Genomic DNA, 2,200 nt, shown 5'->3' on the forward strand with positions numbered 1-2,200 from the left:
ATTGACTTCAAAAAAGAAATATTGGGCTTTTTAAGGGTTGACTACATAGAAACAAAAACCAATGTCTATTATTTCGCAAATTGTATTCAATCCAAAACCATAGACTATGAACATTTTATAAACGCCAGAACGGAGATTGTTGACCTCATATTGAGAGAACTGAATCTTATAAATGAATGAATGTGATAAATCAGTTTCGCTCCTTTCGTCACATCCTTGCGCAGGATGCACCGCCTGATATATTCAGTCGCTCTAGTGACCTTTGCCTATCAGGCGGTTTTGCGCAATTCACTACCTTTTTTCCCGTTCTTTTAGGAAATTGCTCAATCCAGCACGAAAAAGTAACTTTAAAACGCTAAACATTATTTTTTAATTACTTATTTGTGAAGAATAGGATGTTTTCTGAATGCTTGGCAAATCGTTCAAATGCGGGAATTTACCGTAACGAAAATCTCTATACATCTGTGCAATGTCTTCCATTGTGTCTGCAACAAAAGGTCCATGATGAACCACAGGAACATTATGCGGTTGTCCTGCATACAACACAAAATGTGTATCGTTTACCAATGCTTCAAATTGTAATTCGCTCTCACCATTTTCTGTGATTTTTTCAAGCCAACCTGCCTGTTCGGCTTTGATGATTTTGTCGCCTGCTTTAACACTGCCTTTTAATACATATACCAAACCATTGTAGTGCGATGGAATTTCTTGTGTTACCACAGCTTTTTCTTCTAACCTAAAGTCCACCAAAGTAAATGGCGTATGGTTTTTTAATGGCGAAGTCAATCCGTTACTGCTTCCGCTATACACACGAATTTCGTATGTATCGGTTTTAATTTTGGGTACGTCTTCCAATAGCATTCTTTGTAAGAAAGGTTGAGCGTATCGCTTTTCGGGCGGTAGTACCAACCACACTTGCAGCATACGAAGTTTTTGTTTGGAAGTGATTTCTTCGGTGTGGATAATGCCTTTTCCGGCGGTCATTAGTTCAAAACTTCCCGTTTTCCAATCTTTTTCATTGCCTTCCAAAACTAAGCTTAAGGTTTCAAACCCAGCGTGTGGATGTGCTCCTCCTACGGGTTCTCCACCAGGAAGGTTAAGGCTGTCGTCCATAAACAAAATAAAAGGGTCGCTGTCTTTGTAAGGTACACCGTCCAATACCGCCATTGCACGATGTCCTGTTCCCAAAAAACCATTATGCCAATGGTTTTGGGTTATTTTTGAAATATTTCTGCGTATCATAATTATTATACTTTTTTAATTGAAAAAACTCTTTGTTTCAGTTCAGGGAAACGGATAAATGCCGTAACCCAAAGCAGCATTTGAAAAGTAACTGCCATCGCTATCGGTTGCTGATGTTGCAAATGTGTGGTGATAGCACCGCCCAAATAAGCTACTAACAGCATTGCTCCCAAAACTCCAGTTCTTGGAATAATGAAGAGTATCAGCGAGATGATTTCAATAACCCCAATAAACTGATACGTGGAAGCATCAAGGCCAATAGAAGAAGCTTGTTCCAAGGCCGTTTCGTTTTGTGTGAGTTTCATAAAAGCACTCATTGTAAACACAAGTGCTAAAACGATGGTCATTACCCATCCCGTAATTTTGATTGCTTTTTGTGACATAATTTTTAATATTTTATTATTCTTCAGCAAAGTTCCGAATAATTACTATACATTTGTTATCTGTTACAAAAAGGATAGTACTTACAAAAAGAATAGTATATGAAAGAACATACGATAGAAAGTTGTGCAAAAGCTAATTTGGCAATACGTGATACACTTGATATAGTAGGAGGTAAATGGAAGTTAATCCTGATTTCGGTGTTACGAAGCGGTAAAAAAGGGTTTAATGAATTGTCGAGAGAAGCGGGAATTTCCCCTCGTATTTTGTCGAAAGAATTACAAGAATTGGAAATGAACGGATTGGTCAGCAGAAAAGTCTGCGATACCAAACCTATAACGGTACAATATGAATTGACCGAATATAGTCACAGTTTAAATGATGTTTTGGTAGCTATGGAGAAATGGGGATATCAACATAGAAAAAGAATTGTTCAAGGGATTGAGTAATTGGAATTCCATTTGTATAATAGCCAATATTCCTCAATCAAAAAATAGAATTCTAAAGCTAATTCTCATGATCACATAGGAATAAATATAATTCCCCCCAATCGTTGGACAGATTTTTCATAAACTAA

General features: G+C 37.2%; 4 protein-coding genes. 2 read left to right on the forward strand and 2 right to left on the reverse strand.

Going from position 1 to position 2,200, the window contains the following annotated elements; all coding sequences use genetic code 11:
- A partial coding sequence (locus tag NGM62_RS21765; protein WP_449301323.1) for a hypothetical protein occupies positions 1-180 on the forward strand: 180 nt, incomplete at its 5' end.
- Positions 181-369: 189 nt separating this feature from the next.
- On the opposite strand, the gene NGM62_RS21770 is transcribed toward NGM62_RS21765, so the two are convergent.
- On the reverse strand, positions 370-1,242 hold the full coding sequence (locus tag NGM62_RS21770; RefSeq protein ID WP_262250410.1) for a pirin family protein: 873 nt from the start codon (positions 1,240-1,242) through the stop codon (positions 370-372).
- Positions 1,243-1,247: 5 nt separating this feature from the next.
- On the reverse strand, positions 1,248-1,625 hold the full coding sequence (locus NGM62_RS21775; RefSeq protein WP_262250411.1) for a DoxX family protein: 378 nt from the start codon (positions 1,623-1,625) through the stop codon (positions 1,248-1,250).
- 99 nt (positions 1,626-1,724) lie between these two features.
- Here NGM62_RS21775 and NGM62_RS21780 point away from each other — a divergent pair, with 99 nt between their 5' ends.
- Entirely contained in the window at positions 1,725-2,072 is a 348-nt protein-coding gene (locus tag NGM62_RS21780; protein ID WP_133712788.1) for a winged helix-turn-helix transcriptional regulator, read from the forward strand.
- Positions 2,073-2,200: the final 128 nt, after the last annotated feature.

The organism is Parapedobacter soli (assembly GCF_025460835.1).
Lineage (GTDB): Bacteria > Bacteroidota > Bacteroidia > Sphingobacteriales > Sphingobacteriaceae > Parapedobacter > Parapedobacter soli.

Excerpts from the sequence above, each read along its gene's own strand:
- NGM62_RS21770 (WP_262250410.1), bottom strand. The coding sequence starts at position 1,242 with ATGATACGCAGAAATATTTCAAAAATAACCCAAAACCATTGGCATAAT.
- NGM62_RS21775 (WP_262250411.1), bottom strand. The coding sequence starts at position 1,625 with ATGTCACAAAAAGCAATCAAAATTACGGGATGGGTAATGACCATCGTT.
- NGM62_RS21780 (WP_133712788.1), top strand. The coding sequence starts at position 1,725 with ATGAAAGAACATACGATAGAAAGTTGTGCAAAAGCTAATTTGGCAATA.